Genomic DNA, 26,815 nt, shown 5'->3' with positions numbered 1-26,815 from the left:
GCGGGCCGGGGTCCGGATATGTGATCGGCCCGCGGCTGGTGTTGTCATCGGCGCATGTGGTCGGCGCGGTGGGTGCGTCGGCGACGGTGTTCCGGCCGGGCCGGACAGGACAGTTCACCGGCCAGGTGGTGTGGTGTGGCATTCCGGGTGGACCTGACGATGCCGCCCTCGTACAGATCGACGATCCACAGTGGACGCCGTTGCCGGGTGGTGTGGTGGTACCTGGACGCTCGGTCACCCACCGGCCGGGGATCGCTTGCGTGTGCTGGGGTGCTCCCGATCTGGTTCAACGCCCTGGGAGGCCGGTCGAGGTGTCGCAGCAAGCGGGGACGTTGAACGCCGGTGACCGAATGGTCGGCGACCGGTACGTGATGAACCTGACCACGCACCCGCCGGAGGGCTCCTCACCGTGGGGTGGACTGTCCGGAGCGGCGTTGTTCTGCGGTGATCTGCTGGCCGGGGTGATCGCGGTGGATCCAGCTGGGCGCCGGCACGCCGCCTTGGAAGCGGTACCTGCGTATCTGTTGTTGCGTGATCCTGGGTTCGCCGCGGTCGTGACCGCGCATGTCGGGCTCTCCGGTGTGCGGTGTGAGGCGATCGAGCTGCGGGACCTGGTGGATGCGCAGTCGCGTGCTCAGTCTCAGGCGGAGTTCGGGTCGCCAGCGGGTCTGTTGCCAGCTAGGCGGGCGGTGGTGCCGTTCCGGGGACGAGAGAAGCTCCTCGCCAAGCTTCACGAGTGGACTGAGGCGGCGGGTGTTCTGCGGTTGGTGCACGGTCCAGGCGGGCAGGGCAAGACGCGGTTGGCGTATGAGTTTGCCGAGCAGTTGGCCGGGCGCGGCTGGGCGGTGGTCTGGCTCGACCCCAGCCGCGGACCAGAGGAACTGGCGGTACTGGCAGCCACGGTGACGCCCCTGCTGGTAGTGATCGACTACGCCGAGACCCGGACCGGGCAACTGGTCGCACTGCTGGAGACGCTGACGCGCAGACGGCACGGTTCGCCGGTGAAGGTCCTGCTGCTGGCGCGCACTGCGGGCGGGTGGTGGGACCAGTTGGCGGCCACCAACGATGTGGTGCGCGATGCGATGGATACTGCGCAGGTACAGGTGTTGCCGGTGCTGGATGACACTGCGTCGGCACGTGCGGAGACCTACCAGGCTGCGGTTGACGCTTTCGCGGCGGCACTGAACCGGGTGCCGGGACTGCAAGACACCCCCTGGGCCACTGCGGCGTCTGTCCTGTCCGCGCGGCCACCGCAGATGAATGATCAGCGTCGGACGGTGCTGGCGGTGCAGATGGGCGCATTGGCGGATCTGCTCGACACTGCCCATCCGTTGTCTCCCAGCGAAGCCGCAGGTGCTGGAGGCGGGCCGCGTGGCCCGGAGGATCGAGTGCTGGACCACGAACGTGGCTACTGGCAGACCACCGCACAGTCACAGGACCTGAACCTGGCGTTGGCCACACTGATCGATGTCGTGGCCGCGACAGTGCTGCTGGGGCCAACCACACCTGAGGAAGTGAGCGACGTGCTCACGCGGGTACCGGGCATGGCCGACCAACCCTCCGATCGGCACGAGGCGGTGCGCGGGTGGCTAATACACCTCTACCCCGCCGGCGAGCAGGGAACGTTCGAAGGACTGCAGCCAGATCGATTGGCGGAAAGGCTGATCGGACGACTGACCCTCGATCACAGCCGGGCCAACGTGGTCGATGCACTGGCACCAACTGTGCAGCCCACGGAGGCAACGCGACTGCTGACGGTCTGCACGCGCGCGGCAGCACACGCGGTGTTCGGCGAAAGTGTCAGTCAGGCGGTTACCCGCTGGTGCACCCGGCACGCCGAGGCGCTGTTGGTGCCGGCGATCCAGGTCGCTACTCAGGTGGAGGCACCAGGGCCGCTGGTGCGAGCAATTGACCAGGAAGCAGGCGACACCACGGCCGAGACAGACGACTTGGTCAAACTGAGACAGGCGTTGCCACGGCAGAGTCAGATACTAGCCGAAACCGCAGTAACTCTCGGTCAGACACTGGTTGCGCGGTACCGCGCGATTGTGGCGCAGGACCCAGCCTCGGATCGCTCCGATCTCGCGATGGGCCTGAACAACCTGTCGGTCCGGCTGGGTGAGTTGGGGCGGCGGGAGGAGGGGCTGGCGGCGATCAACGAAGCCGTTGAGGTCTATCGCCGGTTGGCCGAGCAGCGGCCCGACGCGTTCCTGCCCGATCTCGCGATGGGCCTGAACAACCTGTCGGTCGACCTGGGTGCGTTGGGGCGGCAGAAGGAGGGGCTGGCGGCGATCAACGAAGCCGTTGAGGTCTATCGCCGGTTGGCCGAGCAGCGGCCCGACGCGTTCCTGCCCGATCTCGCGATGGGCCTGAACAACCTGTCGATCCCGCTGGGTGCGTTGGGGCGGCAGAAGGAGGGGCTGGCGGCGATCAACGAAGCCGTTGAGGTCTATCGCCGGTTGGCCGAGCAGCGACCCGACGCCTTCCTGCCCGATCTCGCGACGAGCCTGAACAACCTGTCATCGCGACTGGGTGAGTTGAAGCGGCGGGAGGAGGGGCTGGCGGCGATCAACGAAGCCGTCGAGATCCGACGCCGGTTGGCCGAGCAGCGGCCCGACGCGTTCCTGCCCGATCTCGCGGCGGGCCTGAACAACCTGTCGATCCGGCTGGGTGAGTTGGGGCGGTGGGAGGAGGGGCTGGCGGCGATCAACGAAGCCGTTGAGGTCTATCGCCGGTTGGCCGAGCAGCGGCCCGAGGCGTTCCTGCCTAATCTCGCGATGGGCCTGAACAACCTGTCGATCCGGCTGGGTGAGTTGGAGCGGCGGGAGGAGGGGCTGGCGGCGATTAACGAAGCCGTTGAGATCCGACGCCGGTTGGCCGAGCAGCGACCCGACGCCTTCCTGCCCGATCTCGCGGCGGGCCTGAACAACCTGTCGATCCTGCTGGGTGAGTTGGAGCGGCGGGAGGAGGGGCTGGCGGCGATTAACGAAGCCGTTGGGATCCGGCGCCGGTTGGCCGAGCAGCGGCCCGCCGTTCATACCGATGATCTCGATCAATCCCTGCGTGTAGTGGCATGGCTACAGGGAGACCAAGGTGGGACATAGCTACATGAGATGCCCGCCGCGCAGCTAACTCCCATCCGCACATTCGCCCAGCAGGTCCGGCTTCAGGTGGAGCCAACGCGTCAAGCATCAGCCGAAACACGACAAAGGTGATGGTTGCAACGGTGTTCAGAGTTTCTTTTCTTCATCAAGGCGGCCCCTGCGGGGGCCGCTGGTCGTTCGTGTCCTAGCCCGTCGCGGAGTTCAGCCCCGGAAGGTGTTGTCCGGCGCCTCCAAGCGGGCCTGGCGGCCCGCGTCGGCGCCGACGAGGCAACCGGGGCTGTCCGCGACGGACGAGGCCACGACCAGCGGCCCCCACAGGGAACCGCGAGGAGAAAGAAGCCGCGGAGCGTCGCACCGAGGTGGCCGCACTCGCTACTGTCTCGGATATGTGCCCCGTCGGGGGGCGCCGTTGTGCAGAGTCCTGTCGGAGGACCACATGGCTTGAGCCGTCTTGCCCGCGAGTTCGCCGCGGAGATCAACTACCACGACTGGTCGGATGCGCCATACCGGCTCGACCGCGCCGGTCACCAGCGCGATCACGATGGGCGCGGCGCCACTGTGCCTCAGCTCAGCGAGGATGAGACTGACCGCGTCCGTACGAACGTGATGTGGGTGGTCGCGCAGGTGCTAGGGCATGCCGATCCCAACTTCGATGTGTTCGAGTTCGCCGAGTGGTGCGGGGTGGACACCCGAACGTCGTCTGGTCGCGCTCGGTCCGGGCACATCACGGCGGGCCTCCGCTACGACTTCACGATGAGTGCGATGGGCACGATGGCTCGTCCTGGAGACCCTGAGATTTGGGATGACGAGCCGGTCGTCACGGACGCCGTGGCAGTCGACACCCGCCCGCATCAGGTGGGTACTCCCACTCAGCGTGCAAGGCAGTGGCCGTCGGACCCGAACACGCGAGGGTTCGTGACCGCTCGCAGCCGCAACATCCACCGCACTACGGACTGCGTGAAGTACCAGCACACGGTGAACGTGGCCCGCCAGCGAGGACGCAAGGTGCACCCAGTGGTCTGGACGACGACCGGCGCAGCGCGGGAGAACGAGAAGGGCATCTGCTCACACTGCTGGTCCTGACGACCGCTAGGCAGTACGCACGTTCTCGGCGCCCGACGAAGCCTTTGTCGGGCGCCGCCCTTGTCAGTCAAGTAGCCATCCCGACCCGCCATCATCGGTCACGGCCAGCAATACCGCGTCAAGACGGGAGAGCGTGTCTTGACCCGGCACCACTGTCCGCGAGATCGGCTTTGTGTCGGGACGATGGCCGAGGACCGGATAGCCGCATCTATCGAACGCGTACGTTCGGCCTGCTCAAGCCCGAACGTGAGACACTGAGGGCCAACGACGAGCCGGAAGTGAGGTGAGCGCGTGACCGCTGCTACCGATCTCGCGCACCCGATCGGCCCGCACACCGTCGATGAGTGGCGCTCCGCTGATCACCCTGATGACGGGTCCCGACTTGAGCTGATCTGGGGTTATTACCACGTGTCTCTACCGCCGGGTGGTCCTCACCAGTTCGCATTGGGTGCTCTCTACCGCGCCTTGTGGCAGGCAGCGGAGGGCAACGACAGGTTGCATGCTGTGACAGGTGTGGGGGTGGAGATCTCCACCGCCATTCGTACCGCGTTGATCCCTGACGTCGCCTTGCTGAACACCCTGCCGACAACCACGAGCTTCCCTGCATCAGCGCTGGTACTCGCAGTGGAGATCTGGTCTCCCGGCAACAAGGCGCACGAGCGGGAAACCAAGGTCGCCGGGTACGCCATCGCCGGTGTTCCGTACCTCTGGACTGTCGACCTGAACACCGTTCGCCGGACCGCGACACTGCGCGCCTACGAGCTGGTGGGAGGCGTCTACCGCGAGCGGACGCCAACACCGCCTGAAGATGGCGACAGCCACGTAGTGTTGCCCGGTCCCGTTGACGTCTCCATCGACCTGGCCGACCTGGTTCCGTGATGGTTCGTGGGCAAGTTGGGACGAGCGCCGACGTGGCCGGCCTGATCGAGCTGGGCACGGCGCTCGACTGCCGCGCCTATGGACAGCTCAACGCCTTGGCGGCGTCGACCAGCCCACAGGCTTGCCCTCGAACCACGTCTGTCCGGTTGCTGCTTGCAGGCGTAATGCCTGGTCAGAGGACTGCAGTACAGCAGCAAAGTACAGCAACTGCTCCGGCTAAAGACGGCCGCGAACGACTGCTACCGACCCTCTGACCTCGACAAAGACCACGATCGACCAGCCTGCCGGTAGTTCGCATCGAGAGGCCTAGAACGATGAAGCGGTCGGCGTATTGCTCGGTGCGCCAGACATAGTTCAGTTTGACCAGGCCATGTGGACGGCGGTCGTCGCTCAACCGCTCCTGCGCTGCGGCATAGGTGGTCATGCGCTCGATACCATTGGGGCATGGGCATTAAGGGATCCGGTTCAGCACAACTTTAGTCCGAGTTCAATAATCGGGCTAATGTTTATTTTTAATCCCGCATTCTTCGGATCGTCAGCCCAGATTTCATCGATCTTTTTCCCTCGATTCTTTGTCATCGCAGTTCCATTAACGTCGTAGTTGGAGCCATTCGACGTGAAGGTGACGGCCCCGTTTTGACACCGAACTACGCCTGCGTCGACCGTGAGTGGCCACTTCTCCCCGAAGTCCTCTCGCCGGATTTCACCTGGTCCTCTTGTTGCTTGCGTCGGATCGGGAGTCCTGGTCGCGGTTGTGGTGGGTATATGCGCGGAAGGAGTCGTTGACGTCGCTATCGCGGCGGACGCGGTCGGATCGATTTTCGATCCACTTGGGGACTCCTGTGTACCGCAACTTCCAACAAGTGTGGCAACCAAGAGCAGTGATAAGTGGCTGGCGGCCCTCAGGTTCATCGGCTCTCCCGAAATATTGCTCATTAGGTATGGGTGGTGTATCCGATACCGCCAAGGGTGCCAGCATCGGCAGGTGACCTTCTGTCGCTGACTGAGGATTTCTGTGAGGCCCGGACTTCTTTCGGCCCGCCTAGTCTGGCTCTAGATCATTCATGTATCTGTCCACGACGTCAGCAATTCTCCCCCAGGTACTGCCTCTTTGATCCCCGCTCCCCAAGGCAAGGCGAAGGTGACCGCCTGGCGGATCATCGATCACCCTTTTAATCTCGATGACTTCATATGCCGCCACACTGTGTTTCACGCTAGAGTGCGAACCACTTGAAGATACATCTACTTCAGCCCCGCCAGTCCGAGGACGCCGCTTCCTCCATTCGAACCAGTGTTCGAGGCGGGGTTGGAGTACTTCGTGAACCATAGGGAGCAGAGTCAAGGCGATGTTATCGAGGTCTTTGCCTTGAATCGGTGGCACCACAAGAAATATTACTTTCAGCGGCACGAGAAGCGGGTTGAATACCGGCCGCCTGCGCAACAGATCTTCGAGTTGCGCGAGGACCGACGCTCTAAACTCCTTACCTTCACCGCTCGCACTGGGAAGACCCGGCAAGGGATACACCACAGGCTCAGAGAGAAGCATTCTTCGATATTCGGAATGAAGCTTTTCTCTTGCGTCATAGATACCCTTGAGGGGCACCATTTTAATCCCACTGACAGCTTCCCTGCCCGCGCCTTCCATCCAGTTCGGCGACGCGCAGATAATTCTTGCTATACCCGCCTCATTCGCGAGCAGTAATGCTTCTTGAAGTTGCGCGCGATCATGATCGGTAAGCCGTTCATTGACGTCTTGCCACTCGTTAGCTTGCTCCGCTGAAGTGGCCATTCGAAGGTCGAACGTAGGCGTTAGGTCTACATCGGGAACATTGGGGGAATAGAACGGACCTTTGTCTTCTTCGAAAAACGAGCGGAAGACGTAGCCTTCGCTGCGAATCTCATACATGAGGTGCATGTCCTCGACAACGTCTCTGAGCGGACGAACACTGATCGCGGTATGAGCGCTCTTCCTTGAGTCTGCCGAGCCCTGCCAAAGATGCACATAGAGCAGCTTTACCTGGCGGTCATCTCTGTAGAGCACGTGGCGTCGGCGCTTCGCGACCCCAGGCCTGGCAGGACCAAGCAGGTCCAGAAGATGTTTGGCAAGACGGTGGAGCGCAGGCGGCTGCGTGGCACACGTGTAAAAGTCCACATCGAGAGCGACCGGACCAGCCAACGCACGCCAACGACGTTTCTCAAGCTGATCGATGAGTCCGTGTTGCGCAGCTACTGTGCGCCCTTCTAGACCGCGTCGCCCTTTCTGGTCAGGCTCACCGTTTATCTGAAGAAGTCGAGTACGCAGCCACCGTCGACGCCAACGGATCTGTCGTCCGTGCCAGCCATCCCAGAACCCTCCGGCCATGTTCAGGTGTATCGCCTCACCATGGCTCCGCATTACCACGTTCGAGACACTCAGCTAACCGCAGCAGGCTCGGACGGCGCTGCCGGCAGAGCACCACCGCCGGAGAGCAAGATCGTTCCCCCCCGCTTACCCCTCGTTTACAACATCAAACGTTCACAAAGAGCCGCATGGGACAACGTGCCGGAGTCCGTAAAGCCCGAGACCACGACAAATGTATCCACAGTGGACCATGGACCAAGATCCGCAAACTTCGGGGTTACTGGTCCTGCTCTTCCTTCGGCGCCACCTTCTTGGCGAGCTTGTTGAATCCTGGCGTCGCAGCCGCGCAGGCAGCCGCAATCGCGAAGACTCCGTCAAACGTTTGCCCGCGGTCGCCGGCGTCGCCGTCGCTGTAAACGGCTCGGACGACGAATAGAAACCAGAACAAGGCGAAGACGCCGCCAAACTTGATCAAGTCGTGCACCAGGCCTCGAAGCGCAACACCCAGCGCGACGTCGTCAACCTCGTTGGCCAGGTTCTCGGCAGCTTCGACGAGCGCTTGCGGTTCGGCCGACAGCTGCTCGACGATCTCACTGAAGCGCGAATCGTGACCGGTAGTGACACTAGCGACGAGAGCGTTGATCGCCCTCGTCTGCTGGGCCGACATCTGGTCGAGCATCTCTGTCATTCGAAGGGTGGGACCTGTGGAGACCTGAGCTACGAGGTCAGCAACGCCCTGCATCTGGAGAGCCCAACGCTGGTTGAAGGTCTCTGAGAGCTGGAAGGCTGGGCTGGCCGCAAGCGTGGCGGCTAGGTTAGTCAGGCTCCTGGTGTGTTGGAGAGATATCTGCTCAAGCATCTCGGTCATACGCAGCAGGGCGGGGGCCATTGAGACCTGGATTGCTCGCTCGGCGGACTCGGCGATGCCCTTCATTTGGAGAGCCCAGTGGCGCTCGAAGGTCTCTGCGAGTCGGAGAACCGAGCTGTTCATGACTTGGGCGGCAGGGCTGTTCGCGAACCGAACGGCAGGACTGTTCGAAAGCGCGGAGGCGAGATTGGCGATGTTCGTGGGTGCCACGTTCAACGCGCGGGGCTCGGCGTCCTCGCGGTCACTGCTGTTCATGCGTCATGAGGCTACCTGAACAACTGTTCGAAGGTGCTGGAACTGCCTGTGGCTTGACGAGTAGGGACGAGCGCAGTGTGGCCTACCTGGCGAAGCTGGTCTTGGGGCTCGCTGCCGCGTCCATGGACAGCTCAACGCCTGGCGGCATCGACCAGCACACAGGCTTGCCATCGAAGGTCGTGGGCACGGTGAGGGGCGAATGATCAAGCGGATCTCGTCTGTCCCTTGAGGACAAAGCTGGGCCGTCCTGGGGCCGTGAAACAACCCCAAAAGACGAGAAACGACGCTGACCGACGAAAGAGATTTCGCTGGTCAGCGTCGTTCTCAGGGCTTCGACCTCAGCCCTGCTTGGTCTCCCAGAAGATCTTGTCGATCTGCGCGATCAGGTCCAGCAGGGCCTGGCCGGAAGCCGGGTCCATCGAACCCTTGGTGCCCGACGCACCCGCGGCCTTGGTGGCGCGGTTGAACAGGTCGTGCAGCTCGGGGTACTTCTCGAAGTGCGGCGGCTTGAAGTAGTCCGTCCACAGCACCCACAGGTGGTGCTTGACGAGCTCGCTGCGCTGTTCCTTGATCAGGACGGCGCGCTCCCGGAACTCCGGGTCCTCGTTGGCCTGGTACTTCTCCTGGACCGCCTTGACGGACTCGGCCTCGATGCGGGCCTGCGCCGGGTCGTAGACACCGCAGGGCAGGTCGCAGTGCGCGGTGGCTTCGACGCGCGGGCGGAGAATGCGCGACACGAGTCGCATCGTTCCTCCCAGAATGAAAAGACAGTGGATGCTCCGACAGGTAAGAACCCTACTCCGGCCGCTCGAAGGGTGATCGTTGAGACCGCGTCTTTCCACCGTGCTCGTGAAGGGGCCCTCGATGGCGCCTGCCCTTCGCGACGACGACATCGTGCTGGTCAGGTGGGGTGCGGAGCCCAAGGCCAATGACGTGGTTCTCGTCAGGTGGGCCAGCAGACCGGATCAACTGTCGGTCAAGCGTGCCTCTCACGAAGTGGACGGCGGGTGGCACGTAGTAGGAGACAACCCGTACGCGAGCACGGACTCCGAACACCTCGGACCTGCGGAGGTGCTCGGAGTCGTCAAAGCTCGACTATGGCCGAGGCCGCGGATCAGACTTTGAGAGACGCGTACAGCGCCACGCAGTCGTCGTAGCGCGGCAGCACGCCCGCCTCGTAGGCCTCGGCCAGGGTGGGGGCGGAGGTGTCCTTCTCCGACAGCAGGAATTCGAGCTCGCGCGGCCACGGGAGGTCCAGCGCGGGGTCGAGCGGGGTCAGGCCGTGTTCGCCGGACGGGTTGTAGACGGTGGAGCAGAGGTAGTTCATGGTCGTGTCGTCTTCCAGCGCGATCATCGCGTGGCCCAGCCCTTCGGCCAGGTAGACGGCGTTGCACTTGGTGGAGGAGACGTGCACGGCCTCCCACTGGCCGAACGTCGGGGAGCCGACGCGGATGTCGATGATCATGTCGATGAACGAGCCGCGCGGGCAGAAGACGTACTTGGCTTGGGACGGTGGGACGTCCGCGTAGTGGATGCCGCGGATGGTGCCCGCGCGGGAGACGCTGTGGTTGGTCTGAGCGACTCGGAGCGGGTGTCCGACCGCCTCGATGAAGGCAGCCTCCTGGTACGGCGAGACGAACACGCCGCGGTCGTCGGGAAATGTCCGAGGAGTGAACTCGAACGCGCCGTCAATTTTCAGCGAACTCGCCTGCATGCCGTCACTCTAAGGCGTCAAAGTTTCTTGACCGATCGGGTGCTTCCTGCCTGCATAAACCGACCGGTCGGTGCAGAAAACCGGACGGACGTCTTGCTACATGCCCTCTGACCTGCGGAAAAAGTGTGATCCCCGCCGCAGACAGCGGACCGCGACCCTGCCACACTTCCGTCACCCGCAGCACTCGGGCGGTTCTCCGACGCAAAACTCGTCGGCGAAGTCGACCGAGTTTCAAGGCCCCGTGTACCCGGCGTGACAACGCTGGGCCGGTGCGCCGTTTGGTGATGAGCCCATGTCCGGGGCTACTACGCCGCCCGCACCGCAGGAGGGACGCCGTGACAGCAGTGAACGAAGCCCGTACCGAGAACTCCGATCCGACGCAGCTGACGGACGAGGAGATCTTCAACGCGCACCTGGGCGGGAAGCTCGAGGTCGGCGCGACCGCCTCGCTCGCTGACCCGAAAGCGCTGTCCATCGCGTACACCCCTGGTGTCGCACGAGTGAGCAAGGCCATCGCGGCGGACCCCACCCTCGCCGCGAAGTACACCTGGGCGCACCGCCTGGTCGTCGTCGTCAGCGACGGCACCGCGGTGCTCGGCCTCGGTGACATCGGCCCCAGCGCGTCGCTGCCCGTCATGGAGGGCAAGTCCGCGCTGTTCAAGACGTTCGGTGGCCTCGACTCCATCCCGCTCGTGCTCAACACGACGGACGTGGACGAGATCGTCGAGACGCTCGTCCGGCTGCGGCCGTCGTTCGGCGCGGTCAACCTCGAGGACGTCTCCGCGCCGCGATGCTTCGAGCTGGAGCAGAAGCTGATCGAGGCGCTCGACTGCCCGGTCATGCACGACGACCAGCACGGCACTGCGGTCGTGTCGCTCGCGGCTCTCAACGGTGCGAACACGGTGCTCAGCAAGAACATCGGCGACCAGCGGGTGGTCATCTCCGGTGCGGGCGCCGCGGGCATCGCGATCGCCAAGATCCTGATCGCCGCCGGCGCCGGTGACATCACGCTGCTCGACTCGCGCGGCATCGTCCGCACCGGTCGCGCCGGCCTGAACCCGGTGAAGGAACAGATCGCGGCGGTCACCAACTCCAGCAACCTCGACGGCGGCATCGACGTGGCTCTGCGCGGCGCGGACGTCTTCATCGGCGTGTCGTCGTCGAAGGTGCCCGAGGACCTGATCGCGAGCATGGCGAACGACTCGATCGTGTTCGCGCTGTCGAACCCGGACCCCGAGGTGCACCCGGAGGTCGCCGCCAGGCACGCCGCGATCGTGGCCACCGGCCGCAGCGACTTCCCGAACCAGATCAACAACGTGCTCGCGTTCCCCGGCATTTTCCGCGGGGCGCTGGATGCGGGTGCGCGACGGATCACCGAGGGCATGAAGCTCGCCGCCGCGGACGCAATTCTGGCCGTTGCGAAAGATGATTTGGGTCCAGACCGAATTGTTCCGTCCGCGTTGGACCCGCGGGTCGGTCCCGAGGTTGCCGCAGCTGTGGCGGTTGCCGCCAAGGCTGACGGTGTTGCCTGATCAACGCACCTGATCACACGCCTGATCCCGCTGTTCATTTGCCACCCTTTTGCAAGTTCACGGAGACCGGAACCACGAACGTGGCTTTTCGTTAACCCGTGCAGGGGTGGGCGATGACGCTCTGAAGCGCTACCGTCCCTCTCCTCGGGTGTTCACCCGAGGAGAGGGTTCGTGTTTGCCGCCGTTCGGGTGCCGTTGTCGTGCCCACCCGAATTGCCGCGGGCGGCGGATACGGGAGAGGGTGGGCCGGTGCCCAAGTGGGTGGGACGCGCGACAGTGGTGAACGGCCGTGCACGGACGGCTGCGCCGAACACGTCACCGACTGGAAAGCCTTCGGTGACGCTGGACGGGCTGACCTTGCCCGACGCGCCGTCGTTGCTCGTGGACCTCAAGGGCGTCGTCATGCAGGCGAACCCGGCCGCGGTGGAGCTGGCCGGTGCGCAGGGAGCCGACGACCTCGTCGGGCGCCCGCTCGGTGATCTGCTCCTCGGCAACCAGTCCGACCTGCGCCTGTCGCGCTGTGACGGCAGCGAACTGCCCGTCCGCGTGGCCAGGCACGCCGTCCCCGGAACGGGCCTGCAGGCCGTCCTCCTGATCGACGTGTCCGATCTTTCGACCGCCGCGGACGCGTTGCGCGACGAACAACGCCGGCTGCGCAAGGTCCAGCGGGTCGCCGAGCTGGGCTCGTGGGAGTTCGACCCGGAGACCGGCCTGACCGTCTGGTCGGACACGCACTACGAACTTCTCGGCGTCGAACGAGGCGCCGTCGTGCCCGGTGCGCAGGCCGTTCTCGACGTCGTGCACCCGGACGACTACAACATGGTCGCGACGTACTGGCAGGGCCGGGAGATCACCGGCGACCCGATCGACATCGAGTACCGGATCGTGCGCCCGGACGGCCAGCTGCGGTGGATCCGCGGTGTCGCCGAGGCGAGGCTGACCGACGCGGGTCAGCTGGACAAGATCACCGGCTACATCCGCGACATCACCGAGGCCAAGCGCGCGGCCACCGAGCTCGCGCAGGAACGGGCGCGGCTGCTGGAGGCGCAGCGCATCGCCCGCATCGGCAGCTGGGCCTACGAGACCGGCACGCGGGCGGTCCACCGCAGCGAAGTGCTGATGGAGATGTTCGCCGAGCTCGGCATGACGCCGGACGAGGACCTGCTCAGCGGCGTGCACCCGGACGACCGCGAGGCCGTCAAGGCGTTGCGGCACCAGCTGCTGCACACCTCCGACGACGCGCCGGTCGAGGTCGAGGTCCGCAGCGAGGTCGGCGAGCGCGTCTACATGTGCCGGGCCCGCGCCGAGATCGCGCCGTCCGGCCGCATCGAGCGCTACCACGGCACCATCCAGGACGTCACCGAAGCACGTGCGCTCGAACGTCAGATGCGCGAGGACCGCAGACGGCTGGCGGACGCGCAGCAGGCCGCGCGCCTCGGCATGTGGGAGTGGAACCCCGGCACCGGCGAGGTCGTGTGGTCGGACATGCTGCGCGAGCTCTACGGCATCCCCGCGGACATCGCCGGCAACTACCAGTACTACCTCGGCCTCGTGCACCCGGAAGACCGGTCGTGGGTGGACGACCTGTGGCGCCAGCTGGCCGTCGACGAGATCGCCGTGCAGTGCGAGCACCGCGTGGTGCGTCCGGACGGCTCGCTGCGCATCTTCCGCTGCCACGGCATGATCGTGCACGGCCCGCACGGCAAGCAGCTCGCCGTCGGCACCGCCCAGGACGTCACCGAACAGCGCGCCGCCGAGGCACGCATGAAGCGTTCCTCGCAGCGCTTCACCGACCTGGTGTCGGTCACGCCGGTCGGCATCGGCCTGTTCGACGAGGGCGAACGCCTGGTGGACGCCAACGACGCGTTGTGCGACCTGCTGGGCATGGAACTGGAGCAGCTCCGCGGCATGACCGCTGAGCAGCTCACCCACCCCGAGGACACCTCGCCGGGCCTGCAGTGGGCCGCCGAGCGCACGCAGAAGATCCCGCAGCGCATCCTCGTGCGCCCCGACGGCGAAAAGGTCTACTGCGAACTGCACATCGCGCTGTCCGTGCAGGACGACGGCCGCCGCTTCTGGCTGATCGTGTTCCTGGACATCACCGAACGCCGCCGCGCCGCAGAGGCCCTGCGCCACCAGGCCACCCACGACGAGCTGACCGGCCTCCCGAACCGCGCGCTGGTGAAGGAGATCCTCAGCAAGGTGCTGGACGGTCCCGGCCGGTCCAAGGTCGCGGTCCTGTTCTGCGACATCGACAACTTCAAGCGCGTCAACGACTCCCTCGGCCACGACGCCGGCGACGAGCTGCTCGTGGCGCTGGCCCGCAGGCTGGAAGGCGGCCTGCCGGAGGGCTGCACCGCGGCCCGGCTGTCCGGCGACGAGTACGTGATCATCTCCGAGGACATCGACTCGGTCGGCGGCGTCGACGCCCTGGCGACCCGGGTCGCGTCGTTGCTGAGGACCGCCGTTCCGGTGCACGGTCAGCTGGTCAGGGTCTCCGCCTCGATCGGTGCCGCCGTGCCGAACGGCTCGCGCGCGAACGGCGCCGACCTGCTGCGGTTCGCCGACGCCGCGATGTTCGAGGCCAAGCGCAACGGCGCCGGACGCGTGTCGTTGGCGTCGGCCGCGCTGATCGCCTCCGCGGACCGCCAGGTGCACCTCGAAGGCCAGCTGCGCGACGCCATTCAGCACGACGGCCTGGCGTTGCACTACCAGCCGGTCGTCGGTGTCGACGGCGCCGTCCTGACCGCCGAGGCCCTGGTGCGCTGGCCGCACCCCGACCGCGGACTGCTGCCGCCGGACGTGTTCCTGCCGGTCGCCGAGCAGGGCGACCTGATGCGCGAGCTCGACCGCTGGGTGCTGCGAACCGCCTTGCGCGAGGCCGCGACCTGGCCCGCGCCCGACGGCCGTCCGGTGTCGGTGGCGGTGAACCTGGCCGGGTTGGTGCCGGGCGATCCCGAGTTCGTCGACATCGTGTCGACCGCGATCATGGAGTCCGGCGTCCCGTGGGAACGGGTGGTGCTGGAACTGGTCGAGACCGCGTTCGTCGACCTGCCCTCGCGCGTCCGGCAGTCCATGGACGAACTGGTGAAGCGCGGCGTGCAGTTCGCCGTCGACGACTTCGGCACCGGCTACTCGTCGCTGGCCCGCCTGAAGGACCTGCCGGCGCAGATCATCAAGGTGGACCGGCGCTTCGTTTCGGGCGTGGGCAACGACTCCTCGGACTTCGCCGTCGCCCGTGCCGTGGTGGACATGGCCCGCGCGATGGGGCGCAAGTGCGTGGCAGAGGGTGTGGAGACGGCCACGCAGTTCCACGTTCTGCGCGGGGTCGGCGTGGACGCGTACCAGGGCTGGTTGTTCTCGCGTCCGGTGCCGCCCAAGGAGTTCCGCGCGGTGCTAGCCCTCGGTCCGCTCCACATCCCTCGTGCCGGCTAGCTGGCCTCGTAGGCCGCGAGGATTTCGCGATAGGTCATCTCGCGGTGGGTGACCTTGATCTCCAGGCTGGTGCGCATCGTGAACGGTGCCGAGTTCGGTGAGTAGGCCGTGCAGTCGAGCGTGATCATCGATGGCTTGGCGACGTTCACCCCAGAACTCGTTCTTGGAGAAGACGGTCCTGGTGGCGTGGACGACCGGGACCTCGAGCTCCATTCGCCAGCTGCTCGGACCTTCCTGCTGCAGCTGGATGCGGCTGAGAGTCGCTATGTCCTGTCCGACGAAATAGGTCGTAACTTGGCTGAAGTAGCCGCCCGTCTCGGTGGTAGGCGAAGCCAGCTCCGGTTCCTCGGCGACGAGCTGGGCATCGCCCGTTGTCGAGGTGACGATGAGTTCGAGGAACAGGTTCTGCAGTCCTTGGACCGCGGGGTTCACCAATGCCAGGCGGAGCGCACGGTGAGCGTTGCGTTCCAGATAGGCCTGCACGACCTCGCGGTAGTAGTCCCGATTCGGCCAGCCTCAGCAGCAGCCCGGGGTTCTGGTCGGCCTGCTCGCCGCGTCCGTCGGTGACCCCCAACGCGACGAGCTCCCGAACCTTGATCGAGAGCCGGCGGGAGAACTTGTCGCGGAACTCGAGCGGTGTCGCGTACTCGGTGAGGTCGACGGCCTCCAGGTCCACCTTCTGGCGCGAGAAGTAGAGCATCACCGGCTTGCCCGCATCACCGCGCGCTGGACCTCCTCGGCTGTTCCGCTGGCCGCGACGTCTGTCGGCGTTCCCATCCGCGTCCAGAACACCCCGACCGCCATGTCGCACTGATCCACGACCTAGCGGTTGATCACGACCTGCGGGCGTTCGTTCAGCTCTGGTGCCGCGTGCGTCTCCCAGCGCAGCGGCAGCAGGACGATTCCCTTTTCGCGGGAGTTGAGGTAGTTCCACTCGTGGATGACCTCAGTGATCGTGTCCCGCTCCGCCTGCACATCACCAGGAGAGGCGATGAGGATCTGGAAGACACGCGCGTCGAAAGGCACCGAACAAGGCTAGGCGTTCGGCGTCGGCGCTTCCAGGTACTCGGCGCTCTCTCCCGCCGCCTTCAGCACCGCGGCCACCCGGTGCTTCGGCAGATCGATCAACCGCAGCTCCAGGTCGTCCTCGACGACGCCGGCCGAGTCGACGATCTCCCGCGCCTGGTTCTTCGTCAGCAACCCCGAAGATCCGCTGATCAACGCCTCCCGCCACACGTTGCGCAACTTCCCGTGCGCCTTCATGAGAATCTCGCGCACCACCCGCTCGCCGGCTGACAGCGATCCGGCCAGCACCTGATCGGCAACGACGATCGTCGTCTTGCCATCTGGGTTGTTGCGCAGGAATTTCAGCTTGAACCGGGTCCGCACCAGTTCCTGGAGCTCCGTCTGCCCGGCCTCCGAGGACACGGCAGGGTGGTTGTTCGGCACCAGGCACGCCAGCCGCGCCGGTGAGGACGCCAGCAGCGTCCGCAGCAACCACGGGCCCGGATCCGCCGACAGGTCAACGGCCAGCGAAGCCGCGCCCTTGCCCACGGGCTCGGCCCATCCGGCGGCGCGGGGCTTCGGCGGCGGCGAGGACTCGGGGCGGGGCGCCAGTTCGGACAGAGCGGCCAAAGCCTCCTTCGAGGGGCCCGAGGACTCGACGGACTGCGCGCCGTGCGTGTAGATCCGCGTGCCGCCGGACACCGCGCGTCGTCCGGTCGGCCGGCAGACGTACAGATCGGCGGCGGAACCGATGGCCTGGGCCCCGTCGAACCGGTGGAACGCGGGCAGGATGGCCTCGAACACCAGGCCGAGCTTCTGCAGTTCCTGCTGCACCTTCAAACCCAGTGCGGGCGTCCTGTCGGAGAATCCGTAGGCGAGCAGCAGCCGTCCCGCGGAGATGTCCTCCAACGCCTCGATCGCGCGGCCGGCGAACAGGCCCATGCCCTCCGGCGTGTAGGGCGGGTCGCTGAAAACGAGGTCGAATGATTCGAGAACCGACGCGGGCAGGCCGAAGCGCATGTCGCAGTGCAACGTCCGGATGTCGAGCCCGCGCGCGGCGGCACGTGAGTCGATGAACTCCAGCAGGCGCTCGTCGAGATCGACGACGGTGATCGACACGTGCGGGTTGACCGCGGCGACGGCCAGCGAGGTCAGGTCGTGGTCGCCGAGGCACAGCAAACGCTTGCCCGCGAGGTCGTAGCCGGAATCCAGCCACACCGCGCGGTTCAGCGCTGTCTCGGCGGTCGCCTGCACGTGGTCCAACGAGGACAAAGGCGGCGGGACGTCCGCGATGTCCACGAGGATCTGGCGCAGCACGTCCGTGTGGTCGCGGACGCCCGAAACGCCAAAAGCGCTGCGGTACGAGGCGACCAGACCGGGCGCGATGCGGTAACGATCGTTTGAAGATTCGATGTCGTCGCCGAGGGCTTTGAGCAGGTCCTGCACGGTGCGGCGAGGCACGGCGGGCAGGCGCACGAGTTCGGCCAGCGGATGCCAGTCCTCGCTGAGCAGGGACAACACTTCGCGGAGCTTGCGGGCGTGTACTCCGCGCTCCGTCACCAACTGGCGAACCTGGTCGATCGTCACAAGCGGTAAACCATACGGCCCGTCACATAGTGGAATGCTGTGCCGGGGTACGCCGAACGAGTTAAGGTCACAGGGATCTGCATCCAGGGCGGCCCAATCGGGGTGGCCGTCACGACCGGAGGGATCTTCGGGTGATCGAGTTCCGGGCCGTCACCAAGCGGTTCGAGGACGGGACCATCGCTGTCGACGAACTCGACCTCACGGTCGAGGCGGGCACCATCACGGTGTTCGTGGGTCCTTCCGGCTGCGGCAAGACGACGTCGCTGCGCATGGTCAACCGCATGATCGACCCGACGTCGGGCACGATCCTCGTTGACGGCAAGGACGTCCTGACCGTTGATCCGCCGACGCTGCGGCGCGGCATCGGCTACGTGATCCAGCAGGCGGGGCTCTTCCCGCACCGGACCGTGCTGGACAACGTCGCCACGGTCCCGCTGCTGTCCGGTTGGGACAGACGAAAGGCCCGCACTCGCGCCGCGGAGCTGCTGGAGATCGTCGGGCTCGACCCGGCGTTCGGCAAGCGCTACCCGGCTCAGCTCTCCGGCGGTCAGCAGCAACGCGTGGGCGTCGCCCGTGCGCTCGCGGCGGACCCGCCGGTGTTGTTGATGGACGAACCGTTCAGCGCGGTCGACCCGGTCGTGCGCGAGGACCTGCAGAACGAACTCCTTCGCCTGCAAGCGGAACTCGACAAGACGATCGTGTTCGTCACGCACGACATCGACGAGGCGTTGAAACTCGGCGAGCGCGTCGCGGTGTTCCAGACAGGTGGGCACCTCGCGCAGTACGCGCGGCCGACCGAGCTGCTGGCCGCGCCCGCCAACGACTTCGTGGCGTCGTTCGTCGGCAGGGACCGCGGCTACCGCACGCTTACGTTCCTGCACGCGGACGTGCCCGTGCACCCGATCGCCACGGCCAAGCTCGGTGAGCGCATCACCGTCGCGGACTGGACGCTCGTCGTCGACGACGAGAACCGGCCCAAGGGCTGGCTGTCCGGAGTGGACGGTGAGGTCGAGGTCGCGGAGAAACACCTCATCTCCGGCGGCTCGCTCTACGACGGCACGACGTTGCGCGGTGCGCTGGACGCGGCGCTCAGCTCGCCGTCCGCGCTCGGCGTCATGGTCGACGACCGAGGCGCGGTGGCCGGTGTGGTCCGCGCCGACGACGTGATCCAGGCGCTCGCGAAGGCCCGCGCGGCGGGTGAGGTCCCGAAGTGACCTGGATTTTCGAGAACTGGGAAAGGTTCTGGGAAGTCACCGAGGTGCACCTCCGGCTCTCCGTCGTGCCGGTGCTGATCGGTTTCGTGCTCGCCATCCCGCTGGGGTGGTGGGCGAGCCGGTCGCAGACGGCGCGCGCGGTGCTCTTCCCGTTCGCCAACATCCTGTTCACGATCCCGTCCATCGCGCTGATCGTGATCACCCCGGTGCTGCTCGGCGTGAAGATCCTCGACGAGATCAACGTCATCGTGCCGTTGGTGGTCTACACGGTCGCGCTGATGGTCCGCTCGGTCGCCGACGCGCTGTCGTCGGTGCCGGGCAACGTCATCGCCGCCGCGAACGCGATGGGGTACCGGCCGTTGCGCAGGTTCCTCACCGTCGACTTCCCGCTGGCGCTGCCGGTCACGATCGCGGGCCTGCGGGTCGCGACGGTGTCGAACATCAGCATGGTGAGCGTGGGCGCGCTCGTCGGACTCGGCGGCTACGGCCAGCTCTTCACCGAGGGCTACCAGACCGACCACACCGAGAAGGTCCTCGCGGGTCTCATCGGGACGGTCGTGCTGGCGGTGCTCGCGGACGGCCTGCTGTTGCTGATCGGACGTGTGCTCACGCCGTGGGCACGGGCGGGGAGGTGAGCTGCTGATGGGCAACTGGCTCTTCGATCCCGCGCACTGGTCCGGCTCGACCGGAATTCCGGTGCGGCTGCTGGAACATCTCGGTTACACGCTGTTGACGCTGCTGATCGCGGCGTTGATCGCGATTCCGCTCGGCGCCTTCGTCGGGCACACCGGCAAGGGCGGCTTCGTGATCGTCGGACTGTCCAACGCCCTGCGGGCGTTGCCGACGACGGCGGTGCTGATCCTCGTCGTGCTGTGGGCGGGTCTCGGCGACTTCCCGGTGTACGTCGCACTGGTGCTGCTGGCGATCCCGCCGATCATGGCGGGCACCTACGCGGGCATCCGCGCGGTCGATCCGGTGACCGTCGACGCGGCGCGCGGCGTCGGCATGCGCGAGTCGGGGGTGCTGCTCCAGGTGGAGATCCCGAACGCGCTTCCGCTGATCTACGGCGGCTTCCGCGGCGCCGCACTGCAAGTGGTCGCGACCGCCACCATCGCCGCCTACACCGGCGCCGGTGGTCTGGGCAGGCTCGTCTTCGACGGGCTCGCCCTGCAGGAGTTCGGACAGATGCTCGCCGGCGCGGTGCTCGTGGCACTGCTCGCCGTTCTCGTCGACCTGGGGTTCGCCGGCCTGCAACGGCTGACGGTCTCCCCAGGGCTGCGTCCAGTGGGAACCGGAGGAAAAAGATGAAGCGCATCGCCACGGCTGTCGCTGCCGTGATGCTTCTGTCGGCGTGCGGTGGTGATCCGCTGACGGGCGGCGCCAACAACCCGGCCCCGACGGACACGATCGTGGTGGGCTCCGGGAACTTCCCGGAGTCGCGCCTGCTCGCGGAGATCTACTCGGAAGCCTTGGCAGCCAAGGGCGTCAAGGTCTCCAAGAAGATGAACATCGGCAACCGCGAGCTGTACTTCAAGGGCGTGCAGGACGGCTCGATCGACCTGATCCCCGAGTACAGCGGCGTGCTTCTCAAGCACGTCAACAAGGAGGCGCCCCAGGTCGGCTCGGACGAGGTGTACGAGGCGCTGAAGAAGGCGCTGCCGCAGGGCCTCATCGTGCTCGACAAGTCCTCCGCGGAGGACAAGGACGCAGTCGTCGTCACCAAGCAGGTCGCCGCGCAGTACAGCCTCAAGACGATCGAAGACCTCGTGCCGTACTGCAAGGACTTCGTCTTCGGTGGCCCGCCGGAGTTCCAGAACCGCCCGGACGGCCTGGCCGGTCTGAAGGCCAAGTACGCCTGCGAGTTCAAGGAGTTCAAGGCGCTCGACGTCGGCGGCCCGCTGACCGTCGCCGGCCTGAAGGACAACACGGTGCAGGCGGCCGACCTGTTCACGACGGACTCCGCCATCAAGGCCAACGAGTTCGTGGTGCTGGAGGACCCGAGGAACGTCTTCGCAGCGGAGAACGTGTTGCCGCTCATCAACGAGAAGAAGGCGTCGCAGCAGGTCCGCGACACCCTCAACGCCATCTCGAAGAAGCTCGACACGAAGACCTTGCTGGACTTGAACCAGAAGCTGGCCTCGCCGGACAAGCCGGAGCCGGAGAAGGTCGCCAAGGAGTGGCTCGCTTCCGCGGGCATCTGACCTGCAGCTGAGAACCGCTGGCCCGCAGCCCTTATGGCTGCAGGTCAGCGGTTTTCGCTTGTACGGCCATGTAGACGTAGGTGTCCTCGTAGCTCAGCGAGTGGTTCACGCGGAGCATGTGAGAGTTCTCGCTGCTGGTGCGGGTGTAGATGGTTTCGACGCCGGCCAAGTTGTGCAGCATTCGCGCCTTGATCACCCACCGATCCGCGACAGCTTCGGCCTCTTCACGCCGAATGCTCTCGACCGTGTTGTGCGCATGATCGAGCGTTGTTTCGCCGAACGGTGCGTCCGCGATCGCGTTGAGCCCGTCGACGTACGCCCCGACGAACTCCTCCGGTGCTGCACCCTTCCAGGTGACCAGCTCGTAGCCGGGTGGCAGCTCGCCGACCTCGGGCGGCTCGGTGAGCGCCAGCCGTTGCCTCGTCATGGAGGTGACGACCCGCAACCCGCGGGCGGCGGCGAAGGGCTCGGCGGGGCTGCCCTTGATCACGCTCCAGGACTCGACGACGGTCTGGCCGTTCATCAACGACGGCACGGCGCGGAGCAAGGCCGTGCCGATGCCCGGCGGCGATGTTGCGGCAGCACCACGACGGTGGCGATGGCGAGGTGCGCGTTGGCTTCGGCCTCGGAGACCTGCACCTGGCCGTAGCCGAGGATCTCCTCGTCCTCTCGCGCGACCACGAAGCGCGGTGGCTCGAAACCGATGTCGTCGCGCGCCTCCCATCTGGCGACGCAAGCTTCGTAGGGCGGCGGTTCTTTGCCTGGTACGCCTTCAACCGCCCAAGCTGCCAAGACCTCGTAGAGGCCGTGCCGGTCGTTCTCGGAAGCGGACGCGAAATCCAGCTCCTCGATCATGACCGCAGCTCCTCAACGACGGCGTTGACGGCGATCATCTCGCCGATCGTGACGTAACCGATCGAGTGGTTGACCCGCGCCATGTGAGCGTTCTCGGCGCTCGTACCGGTGGCTATCTCCCGCAGTACAGGCCGGTCCGACCGCACCCAGCGGATCATGTGCGCCTTCATGCAGCGGCCCAGCCCGCGACCGCGATGCGCCGGCACCACGGAGGTTTCCTGCTGGAACGCCCGGTGCGGGCGTCCGCTGTGCAGTTCGAGTTCGGTCATGCCCGCCACTGCACCGCTGGCTTCGTGCACGGCGACCACGACCCGTTGCTCGGCGCCGCGCTTGAGGTAGTCCGCCTCCGCTCCTCGCGTCCGTTCGGGCGTCCATCGCGGTGACGGCATGGTCTGCTCGCCGGTGGGCGCGTCGTGGATCGCGTTGCGGGCGGTGGAGTAGGCGGCAAGCAGGTCGTCGGGTGTGCGGCCGGTCCACTGCACCAGCCGGTAGCCAGATGGGACTGAGACGTCCCAGAGCGTGCTGTCCACCTCGGCGAACGTCAGGCTCTGCAGGATGGTGGCGTTGATGGTCCGGAATCCGCGGTTGGCTGCCCACTGGGCGCCGGCGCTGTCCCTGGTGATCTGCCAGCCCTCGACCTGGGTGCGGCCGCGGGCTTCGACCTCGGGCAGCAGCGCTTGCAGGAGCGCACTGCCGACGCCTTGGCGCTGGGCCCGCGGGTGCACCACGAGCTCCAACAGCGCCGCGTGCTCCCAGGTGTCCGGGACGAGCAGTTCGGCGAACCCGACCATCTCACCGTCGAGGCGGGCCGACCACCGGTGGGCCGGCCCCAGCCCCTGGAACGGCGTGCGCAGCCGGAACAGGATTTCGTCGTAGGTCGGTGCGGTCCACCTCGGCCGGTCGTCCGCGTATCGGGCGGTCATGACTTCGTGGAAAACGTGGAGTTCGGCCTCGGACGCGTGCGTCGGGTCGAACTCGTCGACTGTTACCCCCATGCGTCCGATCTAAGCAAGATCGTGCTGCTCTGCCCAGGCCGCGATGGTGGCCGCGATCTCCTTCGGCCGGTCCTCCTGCGCGTGATGTCCGGCCTCGCCGACGGAAACGACGTCCAGCGCGGCGATGTTCGAACGGCACCACTCGGTGAGTTCCGGCCCGATGAGCAACGTCGGCGCGTTCTCGAAGGTCACCAACAGCTTCGGCACCTCTGCGGAAGCTCCGAGCCAGGCGCCGTAGGCCTCCATGCGGGGCACGAGCGCCGGAGGTTCACCGTCGACCGGCAGCTGTTGTGCCCACGCCAGCACCGGACGGCGGCTCTCCCGGTCGGGGAACGGCGCCAGGTACACCGCCATGTCCTCCTCCGAGACCGGCGTGCGCACACCGCCGGTGAACGCCTTCTGCACGAACTCGTCCACCAGTTCCTCGGCCAGGCCCGGAGTGCGGAGCCTGCGCACCCGTTCCTGGGCGGCGGGCTGGAGTTCGGTCATCTTCAGGGGCCTGACCATCGTCTCGAAGAAGGCGACGCCCGCGACGCGCGACGGGTGCCGGGCCGCCCAGTCGAACGCCAGCGCACCGCCCCAGTCGTGGCCGACCAGGACGACCTGGTCCAGGTCGAGGGTGTCGAACCACGCGTCGAGGTAGCGGGCCTGGTCGGCGAACGAGTACGGGATGTCGGGCTTGCCGGAGCGGCCCATGCCGATGAGGTCGGGAGCGAAGCCGCCTAACTCCGGCAGCACGTTGCGCCAGATGTGCGACGAGGCGGGGTTGCCGTGCAGGAAGACGAACGGCGCGGTGCCGGACTCTTCGTAGTGCATGGTCGAGTCGAGAACGGGGACAACGGGCATCGGAAGGCTCCTCAGTCGAGTGGGACGTTGAGCAGCGCGGTGAGGTCGCGAGAGAGGGCCGCCGTGCGGTCGTCGGACCGTCCACCCAGAGGCGCCAGCAGGCGGTCCAGCAGGGCGCCGACGATCGCGATGGCGGGCACGATGACTTCGTGTCCGCGGTCGGTCAGCGTGAGGCGCACGGTCCGGGTGTCTGTGGTGTCGCGGGTGCGCTGGATGAGGCCCTCGGCGTCGAGCGCGCGCGCCAGCTTCGAGACGTACAACGGCTCGAGGCCGGTGAAGTCGGCCAGCTCGCGTTGCGAAGGCGGTTGGTCGATGGCCACCAACGACGCCAGCACCACGTACTGGGCGTGCGTCAGGCCGTGGGGCGCCAACGCCCGGTCAACTGCTACTCGCCACTTCATCGCCAGACGCCACACGAGGTGCCCAGGCGTCGCTCCCGCACTGCTCATGGCAGATACGGTACATGGCTACTATGTACATGGCTACTATCCCGAAGCTGCGTGACCGCCGATCCGGGTCGTCAGCTCGTCGGCCGCCTTGCGGACCTCTTTGGCCAGTTCGGGCCACGTCTGGCCGCAGGGCGTGTCACACAGGTGCCGGAACGTCAGCGTGATCGCCGCGATCGGGCGCTCGCCGTGGTCGAACACCGGCGCCGCCACCGAGGCGAACCCCGCGGTCACGAATCCGTCCTCGACCGCCCAGCCCTGACGGCGTTCCGAGGTCAGCAGCCGGCGCAACGCGGGCAGGTTGTGCGGTCCGCGCCCGGTCCGGTCGACGAACGACGCGACGGACGGGAACAGTGCCCTGACCTGCGCCGGAGACACGTGCGCCAGCATCGCGCGGCCGGACGCCGTCAGGTGTGCGGGCAGGCGCACGCCGACGTCGGACACGATCGTCTGCGGCTGCCGGGGTTGCTCGCGCACGAGGTAGAGGGCCTCGGCGCCGTTCAGCACACCCAGGTGGGCGACCTTCTCCATCCGGTCGGCGAGCCGCCGCAGCAACGGGCGGGCCAGCCGTTCCAGCGGGTCGTGGCGCAGGTAGGCGGAGCCGAGTTCGAAGGCCGCGACGCCCAGGCCGTAGCGCTTCTCCTCCGGGAAGTGGGTCGCAAACCCTGCCTCGGTCAGCTCCGACAGCAGGTGGTAGGTCGTTGACCTGGGCAGATTAAGTTCGCGCGCCACCGACGCCGCGGAGACCGGACCCGGCCTGCCCGCAAGCAGCCGCAGGACCGAGAGACCTCGCCGCAGCGCGGGAACGTCACTGCTGCTGCCCACAACAGTGATTTTCCCACGTGATCCAGCCCACGCCGTTCCGCCATCAGTGCACACTCAACAGAACAGCCCGCACGTGCGTTGTAGGGACGTGACGGTTTTGAAGGGGGTCGGGATTGACACCGAGTTTCGATGACTTCGTGGCAGAACAGGTGACCCCGTTGCTGCGCTATGCCACCGTGCTCACGTGTGACCCGCACCTGGCCCAGGACGTGGTCCAGGAAGTGCTGCTGCGTGCGCAGCAGAAGTGGGATCGCATCGGTTCCGTCGACCTCCCTCACGCCTACGTCAAGCGCATGGTGACCAACGAGTACCTCTCGTGGCGCAGGCGCAGGGCAGCCAAGGACGTCGCCCTCTGCATGACGACGCTGGAGTCCGTCACCCCGCCCGTCGGAGACACGACGCACCACTACGACGAGCGGGAAGCAATGTTGCAGCGGATCGCCAAGCTGCCCCGCAAACAGCGGGCCGCGGTCGTGCTCCGCTACTACGAGAACTACGAGGACTCGGAGATCGCACAGATGCTCGGTTGTGCCGAGGGAACCGTGCGCAGCCACATCTCGCGTGCGCTGGCCACACTCCGCCTGGACCACACGCCGGAACCCGCTGGTGTCGGGTTGCGGCTCGGGGAGGGCCTGTCGTGAACGACACCGAACAGCTCATCAAGGAGGCACTCGGCCAGCTGGCCGAACGCACTCCGCATCCGGGGCCGACGCTGAACGCCTTGCGGCGCAAGCGGAAAAGGCAACGGAACAACGTCTTCATGATCGCCACCGCCTCCATGGCGGCCGTCGCCGTCCTGATCTTCGCGGGCGTCATCGCGAGCGACAGGTACACGCCGCCGAACACCAACGACGCGGCCGCCGCGCTCATGCCGACGAACGGCCAGAGCGTCGCGATCAAGTACACGCCGCACTGGCTGCCCGACGGCTACGTCGAGACGTTCCGCAGCGTCGGTGACGAGACCACGCGCGTGTGGGTGCCGGCGAGCATCAAGGAGAAGGACCCGACGCAGCAGACCGGCGACCCGCGCGTCAGTCTCCGTAACCTCAAGAACCTGCCCGACCTGAGCGGATGGCTGGAGACCAGCGTCCGCGGCCTGAAGGCGTGGGCGCGCACGGTCCAGGGCCAGTCGCCCGGCCCCACCACTGAACTGGTGTGGCAGGCGCAGGACGTGCTCAGCGTGTCCGTTCGTGGGGAGACGAACGGAACCGACACCGCGATGCGCGTCGCCGACTCGGTGCGCGCGGACGCGAAGCTGAGCTACCTGGCGCCGTTCTCGCTCGACGGCAGGCCGGCGAGCGACATCTGGGGTAGCACCCTCACCCGGTGGACGTCCCAGTGGCGCTCGGAGCAGTTCGTGGTGACCCTCGCGACCAGCGCGCCGGCCCAGACGTCCGGCACTCCGGTGACCGTGCGCGGCAAGCAGGGCGCGATCGTCCCCAGCGGCGCGCTCGTGGTGCAGGACAGCGGGTTGTGGCTCACCGTGTCGGGTGCTTCGCAGAGCACGGACAGTCTGCTCGACGCGGCCAACCGGGTGTCGATGCAGCACATGGACCACCCGGACACGAACTGGATCGGTCGCGGGTTGTAGTCCCGCCCGCCTGGCAACCACCCTGTCTGGGGTACCAGA

General features: G+C 66.5%; 26 protein-coding genes. 12 read left to right on the top strand and 14 right to left on the bottom strand.

Annotated features, from left to right (window positions below; translation table 11 throughout):
• Positions 1 to 20: 20 nt before the first annotated feature.
• The 3 genes from ACWGE0_RS22395 to ACWGE0_RS22385 all read left to right on the top strand — a co-directional run bounded on the left by ACWGE0_RS22395 (position 21) and on the right by ACWGE0_RS22385 (position 5,066).
• The gene (locus ACWGE0_RS22395) at positions 21 to 3,104 is read left to right on the top strand and encodes a tetratricopeptide repeat protein (protein WP_452262834.1); all 3,084 of its coding nucleotides are present in this window, start codon (positions 21 to 23) and stop codon (positions 3,102 to 3,104) included.
• 441 nt (positions 3,105 to 3,545) lie between these two features.
• Positions 3,546 to 4,187 (top strand): hypothetical protein, encoded by a 642-nt coding sequence (locus ACWGE0_RS22390; protein WP_452262833.1) that lies wholly within the window; start codon positions 3,546 to 3,548, stop codon positions 4,185 to 4,187.
• Between the two features lie 291 nt (positions 4,188 to 4,478).
• Positions 4,479 to 5,066: a Uma2 family endonuclease gene (locus ACWGE0_RS22385; protein WP_452262832.1), complete on the top strand. Its 588-nt coding sequence runs from the start codon at positions 4,479 to 4,481 to the stop codon at positions 5,064 to 5,066.
• Between the two features lie 465 nt (positions 5,067 to 5,531).
• Here the strand turns inward: ACWGE0_RS22385 and ACWGE0_RS22380 are convergent, their stop codons facing one another.
• The 4 genes from ACWGE0_RS22380 to sodN form a co-directional block, all read right to left on the bottom strand.
• Positions 5,532 to 5,978 (bottom strand): DUF2511 domain-containing protein, encoded by a 447-nt coding sequence (locus ACWGE0_RS22380; protein ID WP_452262831.1) that lies wholly within the window; start codon positions 5,976 to 5,978, stop codon positions 5,532 to 5,534.
• Positions 5,979 to 6,108: 130 nt separating this feature from the next.
• The gene (locus ACWGE0_RS22375; RefSeq protein ID WP_452262830.1) at positions 6,109 to 6,972 is read right to left on the bottom strand and encodes a hypothetical protein; all 864 of its coding nucleotides are present in this window, start codon (positions 6,970 to 6,972) and stop codon (positions 6,109 to 6,111) included.
• Positions 6,973 to 7,684: 712 nt separating this feature from the next.
• Positions 7,685 to 8,530 carry a hypothetical protein gene (locus tag ACWGE0_RS22370; RefSeq protein WP_452262829.1) on the bottom strand — a complete coding sequence of 282 codons (846 nt, stop codon included), beginning with the start codon at positions 8,528 to 8,530 and terminating at the stop codon, positions 7,685 to 7,687.
• Positions 8,531 to 8,868: 338 nt separating this feature from the next.
• Positions 8,869 to 9,276 (bottom strand): superoxide dismutase, Ni, encoded by a 408-nt coding sequence (gene sodN, locus ACWGE0_RS22365; protein WP_030476597.1) that lies wholly within the window; start codon positions 9,274 to 9,276, stop codon positions 8,869 to 8,871.
• A 97-nt stretch (positions 9,277 to 9,373) separates the two neighbouring features.
• On the opposite strand from sodN, the gene ACWGE0_RS22360 reads away from it, so the two are divergent.
• Positions 9,374 to 9,655 carry a S24 family peptidase gene (locus ACWGE0_RS22360; RefSeq protein ID WP_452262907.1) on the top strand — a complete coding sequence of 94 codons (282 nt, stop codon included), beginning with the start codon at positions 9,374 to 9,376 and terminating at the stop codon, positions 9,653 to 9,655.
• Here the strand turns inward: ACWGE0_RS22360 and ACWGE0_RS22355 are convergent.
• Complete coding sequence (locus ACWGE0_RS22355; RefSeq protein ID WP_319968509.1) at positions 9,645 to 10,244, bottom strand: dTDP-4-dehydrorhamnose 3,5-epimerase family protein; 600 nt, start codon at positions 10,242 to 10,244, stop codon at positions 9,645 to 9,647. The genes ACWGE0_RS22360 and ACWGE0_RS22355 overlap by 11 nt on opposite strands.
• A 335-nt stretch (positions 10,245 to 10,579) precedes the next feature.
• On the opposite strand from ACWGE0_RS22355, the gene ACWGE0_RS22350 reads away from it, so the two are divergent.
• Together ACWGE0_RS22350 and ACWGE0_RS22345 are read left to right on the top strand one after the other, a co-directional pair.
• Entirely contained in the window at positions 10,580 to 11,776 is a 1,197-nt protein-coding gene (locus ACWGE0_RS22350) for an NAD(P)-dependent malic enzyme (protein WP_452262828.1), read from the top strand.
• A 249-nt stretch (positions 11,777 to 12,025) separates the two neighbouring features.
• Positions 12,026 to 15,211 carry an EAL domain-containing protein gene (locus ACWGE0_RS22345; RefSeq protein WP_452262827.1) on the top strand — a complete coding sequence of 1,062 codons (3,186 nt, stop codon included), beginning with the start codon at positions 12,026 to 12,028 and terminating at the stop codon, positions 15,209 to 15,211.
• On the opposite strand, the gene ACWGE0_RS22340 is transcribed toward ACWGE0_RS22345, so the two are convergent.
• The 3 genes from ACWGE0_RS22340 to ACWGE0_RS22330 all read right to left on the bottom strand — a co-directional run bounded on the left by ACWGE0_RS22340 (position 15,208) and on the right by ACWGE0_RS22330 (position 17,803).
• Entirely contained in the window at positions 15,208 to 15,360 is a 153-nt protein-coding gene (locus ACWGE0_RS22340; RefSeq protein ID WP_452262826.1) for a hypothetical protein, read from the bottom strand. The genes ACWGE0_RS22345 and ACWGE0_RS22340 overlap by 4 nt on opposite strands.
• Before the next feature lie 673 nt (positions 15,361 to 16,033).
• Positions 16,034 to 16,237: a hypothetical protein gene (locus ACWGE0_RS22335; RefSeq protein WP_452262825.1), complete on the bottom strand. Its 204-nt coding sequence runs from the start codon at positions 16,235 to 16,237 to the stop codon at positions 16,034 to 16,036.
• Between the two features lie 9 nt (positions 16,238 to 16,246).
• Entirely contained in the window at positions 16,247 to 17,803 is a 1,557-nt protein-coding gene (locus tag ACWGE0_RS22330) for a bis-aminopropyl spermidine synthase family protein (protein ID WP_452262824.1), read from the bottom strand.
• Between the two features lie 131 nt (positions 17,804 to 17,934).
• Here ACWGE0_RS22330 and ACWGE0_RS22325 point away from each other — a divergent pair, with 131 nt between their 5' ends.
• Genes ACWGE0_RS22325 through ACWGE0_RS22310 form a run of 4 tightly spaced genes read left to right on the top strand, consistent with a single transcriptional unit; the run spans position 17,935 to position 21,218 of the window.
• Positions 17,935 to 19,017 (top strand): ABC transporter ATP-binding protein, encoded by a 1,083-nt coding sequence (locus ACWGE0_RS22325; protein ID WP_452262823.1) that lies wholly within the window; start codon positions 17,935 to 17,937, stop codon positions 19,015 to 19,017.
• Complete coding sequence (locus tag ACWGE0_RS22320; RefSeq protein WP_452262822.1) at positions 19,014 to 19,652, top strand: ABC transporter permease; 639 nt, start codon at positions 19,014 to 19,016, stop codon at positions 19,650 to 19,652. Before ACWGE0_RS22325 ends, ACWGE0_RS22320 begins: the two co-directional genes overlap by 4 nt.
• 7 nt (positions 19,653 to 19,659) lie before the next feature.
• A complete protein-coding gene (locus ACWGE0_RS22315) occupies positions 19,660 to 20,325 on the top strand; it encodes an ABC transporter permease (RefSeq protein WP_452262821.1) in 666 nt (221 codons plus the stop codon).
• The gene (locus ACWGE0_RS22310; RefSeq protein WP_452262820.1) at positions 20,322 to 21,218 is read left to right on the top strand and encodes an ABC transporter substrate-binding protein; all 897 of its coding nucleotides are present in this window, start codon (positions 20,322 to 20,324) and stop codon (positions 21,216 to 21,218) included. The genes ACWGE0_RS22315 and ACWGE0_RS22310 overlap by 4 nt, the downstream gene beginning before the upstream one ends.
• Positions 21,219 to 21,249: 31 nt before the next feature.
• Here ACWGE0_RS22310 and ACWGE0_RS22305 read toward each other — a convergent pair whose 3' ends face one another.
• The 6 genes from ACWGE0_RS22305 to ACWGE0_RS22280 are packed head-to-tail and all read right to left on the bottom strand — an operon-like array spanning position 21,250 to position 25,185.
• Positions 21,250 to 21,753, bottom strand: a complete 504-nt coding sequence (locus ACWGE0_RS22305) for a hypothetical protein (protein ID WP_452262819.1) — start codon at positions 21,751 to 21,753, stop codon at positions 21,250 to 21,252.
• Positions 21,741 to 22,073 carry a GNAT family N-acetyltransferase gene (locus tag ACWGE0_RS22300; RefSeq protein WP_452262818.1) on the bottom strand — a complete coding sequence of 111 codons (333 nt, stop codon included), beginning with the start codon at positions 22,071 to 22,073 and terminating at the stop codon, positions 21,741 to 21,743. The genes ACWGE0_RS22305 and ACWGE0_RS22300 overlap by 13 nt, the downstream gene beginning before the upstream one ends.
• Positions 22,070 to 23,068 (bottom strand): GNAT family N-acetyltransferase, encoded by a 999-nt coding sequence (locus ACWGE0_RS22295; protein WP_452262817.1) that lies wholly within the window; start codon positions 23,066 to 23,068, stop codon positions 22,070 to 22,072. The genes ACWGE0_RS22300 and ACWGE0_RS22295 overlap by 4 nt, the downstream gene beginning before the upstream one ends.
• A 9-nt stretch (positions 23,069 to 23,077) precedes the next feature.
• Positions 23,078 to 23,914, bottom strand: a complete 837-nt coding sequence (locus tag ACWGE0_RS22290) for a haloalkane dehalogenase (RefSeq protein WP_452262816.1) — start codon at positions 23,912 to 23,914, stop codon at positions 23,078 to 23,080.
• An 11-nt stretch (positions 23,915 to 23,925) separates the two neighbouring features.
• Entirely contained in the window at positions 23,926 to 24,363 is a 438-nt protein-coding gene (locus tag ACWGE0_RS22285; protein WP_452262815.1) for a MarR family winged helix-turn-helix transcriptional regulator, read from the bottom strand.
• Between the two features lie 36 nt (positions 24,364 to 24,399).
• The gene (locus tag ACWGE0_RS22280; protein WP_452262814.1) at positions 24,400 to 25,185 is read right to left on the bottom strand and encodes an IclR family transcriptional regulator; all 786 of its coding nucleotides are present in this window, start codon (positions 25,183 to 25,185) and stop codon (positions 24,400 to 24,402) included.
• 113 nt (positions 25,186 to 25,298) lie between these two features.
• On the opposite strand from ACWGE0_RS22280, the gene ACWGE0_RS22275 reads away from it, so the two are divergent.
• Positions 25,299 to 25,826, top strand: coding sequence for a SigE family RNA polymerase sigma factor (locus tag ACWGE0_RS22275; protein ID WP_086668405.1), 528 nt, complete (start codon positions 25,299 to 25,301; stop codon positions 25,824 to 25,826).
• A complete protein-coding gene (locus ACWGE0_RS22270) occupies positions 25,823 to 26,776 on the top strand; it encodes a hypothetical protein (RefSeq protein WP_452262813.1) in 954 nt (317 codons plus the stop codon). The genes ACWGE0_RS22275 and ACWGE0_RS22270 overlap by 4 nt, the downstream gene beginning before the upstream one ends.
• The last annotated feature ends 39 nt before the right edge of the window (positions 26,777 to 26,815 follow it).

The sequence above is a fragment of the Lentzea sp. NPDC054927 genome (assembly GCF_053610285.1).
This window is presented reverse-complemented; position numbering and strand designations above follow the sequence as displayed.